Origin of the sequence: Streptomyces sp. NPDC047869, from assembly GCF_040704065.1 — a bacterium.
Taxonomy (GTDB): Bacteria; Actinomycetota; Actinomycetes; order Streptomycetales; family Streptomycetaceae; genus Streptomyces.
This window is the reverse complement of record NZ_JBEYRK010000068.1, coordinates 1-3,401: the sequence shown is the minus strand read 5'-3', so window position 1 is coordinate 3,401 and position 3,401 is coordinate 1. Positions and strand designations below refer to the sequence as shown.

General features: G+C 72.7%; 4 protein-coding genes. 1 reads left to right on the top strand and 3 read right to left on the bottom strand.

The annotated features are described in order from the left end of the window. Positions 1-348: 348 nt before the first annotated feature. Both AB0924_RS38535 and AB0924_RS38530 read right to left on the bottom strand, forming a co-directional pair. The gene (locus AB0924_RS38535; protein ID WP_366913981.1) at positions 349-1,287 is read right to left on the bottom strand and encodes a PfkB family carbohydrate kinase; all 939 of its coding nucleotides are present in this window, start codon (positions 1,285-1,287) and stop codon (positions 349-351) included. Further along, positions 1,284-2,192: a pseudouridine-5'-phosphate glycosidase gene (locus tag AB0924_RS38530; RefSeq protein ID WP_366913980.1), complete on the bottom strand. Its 909-nt coding sequence runs from the start codon at positions 2,190-2,192 to the stop codon at positions 1,284-1,286. The genes AB0924_RS38535 and AB0924_RS38530 overlap by 4 nt, the downstream gene beginning before the upstream one ends. Before the next feature lie 99 nt (positions 2,193-2,291). Here AB0924_RS38530 and AB0924_RS38525 point away from each other — a divergent pair, with 99 nt between their 5' ends. Next, a complete protein-coding gene (locus tag AB0924_RS38525) occupies positions 2,292-2,720 on the top strand; it encodes a VOC family protein (RefSeq protein ID WP_358931287.1) in 429 nt (142 codons plus the stop codon). Positions 2,721-2,733: 13 nt separating this feature from the next. On the opposite strand, the gene AB0924_RS38520 is transcribed toward AB0924_RS38525, so the two are convergent. Continuing rightward, positions 2,734-3,288, bottom strand: a complete 555-nt coding sequence (locus tag AB0924_RS38520) for a methylated-DNA--[protein]-cysteine S-methyltransferase (RefSeq protein WP_358931289.1) — start codon at positions 3,286-3,288, stop codon at positions 2,734-2,736. Positions 3,289-3,401: the final 113 nt, after the last annotated feature.

Below are 3,401 nucleotides of genomic sequence, written 5' to 3'. Positions count from 1 at the left end.
ACCGCCCCCAGCCACCTCGCAACTGGCAAACGCCCGAATCTGAAACGGAAGGCGACTCACGAGGCGAGACCAGAACTCAAGACCGGGACACTAGGTGTATTGACCCGTAGCGTTGTTGACGCGGCTGATGGGCGGACACCCGCCCATCAGCCGCCCAGCGCTCTTAACAACGCTCGTGATCAATACACCTAGGTCCTTCGGGTGCGTCGCAGCCGGCACCCGCACCGACGCCGGCACACCAGCACAGGCACAGGCACAGGCACAGGCACCAGCGCCGACGCGACACGACGCGGCGAGGGCGCGGCGCCGGGTGCCCTGCCCTGGTGCGTTCCGGGCGAGAGGACCTGGTCAGCCAGGTGAGGGCAGGCCGCCGGTGTCCCGGAGCGGTGGTCTGCCGCCCACCTGCCGCACCGCCGATGCGCCCGCCCCGCAGCCTTTCGCCGCCGCCTCCTCAGGACCCGCGCCCGTCAGCAGGGCGGCCAGGAACGCGCCGGTGAAGGCGTCGCCCGCGCCCGTCGTGTCCACCGGATCGGCCGGTACGGCCGGCGCCCGGGCCACCACGGCCCCGGAACGCGCCACCAGCGCCCCGTCCACACCCGACTTGGCGGCCACCAGCGGGACCAGCCGGCTCAACTTGGCCGCCGCGTCACCCGGTTCGGACAGGCCCGTCAGCAGGCACGCCTCGTCGCGGCTGGGCAGCAGCACGTCGACACTCTCCGCGAAGGCCAGGAAGCGGTCCACTCCGAAACGCACGAGGAACCCCGCCGACGCCGGATCCAGACTGACCGGCACGCCACGCGCGCGTGCCGCCGCGAGGGCCACAACGGCGAGGGCCCGGCTCCGCTCCGAGAACAGCAGATAGCCCGACAGATGCAGCCGGGCGACCCCCTCGAGCAGCGCGTCGGACCAGTCGGCGGGTTCGAGCCGCAGCGACGCCCCGCTGTCCGTGAGGAACGTGCGCTCGGCCGAGGCGCCGTTGTCGACGAGGCAGATCACCGTTCCGGTCGCGGCCTCCCCGTCGATCACCAGCCGGGGCCGCACTCCGGCCGCCACCAGCTCCCGCTCGTGCCACCGCGCCGCGTCCGCGCCCACCCGGCCCAGCAGCCGCACGTCCGCACAGCCCGCGTGCGCCGCCCAGCAGGCCACGTTGGCGCCGGCGCCTCCCGGCAGGGTGCGGATCGCGGCGGACGTGTCGGTACCGGCCGCGAGCGGTCCCCGGTGCCGGGCGACGACATCGGTGACGACGTCCCCGACGACCAGCAGAGCTCCGCCCTCTCCGGAGCTCACCCCCTGGCCCAAGCCGTGGCGATGCGTGCCGCCAGCCGGACATTGCCGCGCACCGCCGCCAGATTCGCGCTCAGTGAGGCTCCCTCCGTGTGCCGGACCAGGTAGTCCAGCAGGAACGGTGTCACCCCCTGCCCGGTGACCCCCTCCTCCTCGCAGGCGCGCAGCGCGTCGGCGAGCACACGCGTGTGCAGTTCGGGATCGAGCTGCTGGTCCCGCGGGACGGGATTCGCGACGATCAGCGCGGAGTCCGGCGCGTCGAGCGCGTCCTGCGCCCGCATGACCCGCGCGACCTCCTCCGGGCCGTCCAGTGTCCAGTCCACCGGATGCCCGGAGTCGGACAGGTAGAAGCCGGGGAACCGGCCGGTGCGGTACCCGGCGACGGCCACGCCCAGTGTCTCCAGCCGCTGCAGGGTCGCCGACACGTCCAGGATCGACTTCACACCGGCGCACACCACCGTGATCCGGGTCCGGGCCAGCAGACCCAGGTCGGCCGACTCGTCCTGCGTCACCGTCCACTGCCGGTGCACACCACCGAGCCCGCCCGTCGCGAACACCCGGACGCCCGCCAGGGCCGCGAGCTGCGCCGTCGCCGACACCGTGGTCGCCCCGCTCGCCTCCGCGGCCACGGCCAGGGGCAGGTCGCGATGGCCCAGCTTGCGGATGCCGTCCTCGTTCGCGACCCGCTCCAGCTGCCCCTTGTCCAGGCCGACGCGGGGCCGCCCGTCCAGCACGGCGACGGTCGCGGGGACGGCGCCCTCCTGCCGCACCACGTCCTCCAGCTCCAGCGCCACCGCCAGATTGCGCGGACGCGGCAGCCCGTGCGCGATGATCGTGGACTCAAGGGCCACCACCGGCCGCCGGGCGTCGAGCGCGTCCCGGACTTCTTCCGACACCACCAGCACCACGTGCCCGCCTCCTGTCCGTCGGTCCCCTCTCATCCCTGGCGGGCGCCGGAGCCGGATAAACGCTTGCGGTCTGTGGGGGACACCACCAGCCTGGGCCGCATGACCGACCACACCACGCGTCTCGACCATGTCGTCCTGTGGGTCGCCGACCCCGTAGCGGCCGCCGCCTTCTACGAGAACGCCGTCGGCCTCGAACCCCTGAGGCTCGCCGAGTACGCCGACGGAAAGGTGTCGTTCCCCTCCGTACGCGTCAACGAGGAAACGATCCTCGACCTCGCGCCGCGGTCCCTCGCGGAGCGCATGAACATGCTCCCCGGCGCCGCCGACAGCGCCGGCCACCCCGTGAACCACGTCTGCCTGTCCCTGCCGTCCGCCGGGTTCGACGCCCTGCGCGCCCGTCTTGAAGAGCGTGCCGTGCCCCTGACCGACATCGGGTACGGCTCCTACGGTGCCCGCGGAGAGGCCACGCGCAGCTTCTACTTCCGGGACCCCGACGGCAATGTCGTCGAGGTCCGGCACTACGGATAGCCCGCCCGCCCCGTCAGAACAGCGGCTCGGGCAGCACACCCTCCAGCGCGAGCAGCTTCCGCTTGGTCTCCAGTCCGCCGCCGAAACCGCCGATGCCACCGTCGCTCTCCACCACGCGGTGGCACGGCACGACGACCGGCAGCGGATTGGCGCCCATCGCGGCCCCCACCGCCTGCGCCCCGCCGGGCTGCCCGACCCGCCCGGCCAGGTCCCCGTAGCCGACCACCGTGCCGTACGGCACGGAGGAAGCCAGTTCGCGCAGTACCTGCCGGTTGAAACCGGAGATCAGCGACCAGTCCAGGGGCAGGTCGAAATCGTGCCGCGTACCGGCGAGATACGCCTCGAGCTGCCGTATCGCCTCGCTCAGCAGCGGCGACCTCGGGTCCTCGACGGGCTCGGCGCCCATCCGGGCGGCCAGCCGCTCCAGGGACCGCTCGCGCACCCGGTCGGTGGCGTGGAAAACGACGTTGACCAGTCCCTCGCGGGTCGCCGCCAGCATCAGCGGCCCGATACCGGTGTCCACGACGGCCCACACGACCCGCTGCCCGTCCTGCCCATCACTGTCCATGCGGCCACCGTACGACCCGGCACTGACATTGATGCTGATACTCGGGTTCCGGTGGTCGTGACCCGGGCACTGACTGACGCCCTGCTGGGCTGTCTTCGCGTTGTTCTGTCCAG

Excerpts from the sequence above, each read along its gene's own strand:
- AB0924_RS38525 (WP_358931287.1), top strand. The coding sequence starts at position 2,292 with ATGACCGACCACACCACGCGTCTCGACCATGTCGTCCTGTGGGTCGCC.
- AB0924_RS38520 (WP_358931289.1), bottom strand. The coding sequence starts at position 3,288 with ATGGACAGTGATGGGCAGGACGGGCAGCGGGTCGTGTGGGCCGTCGTG.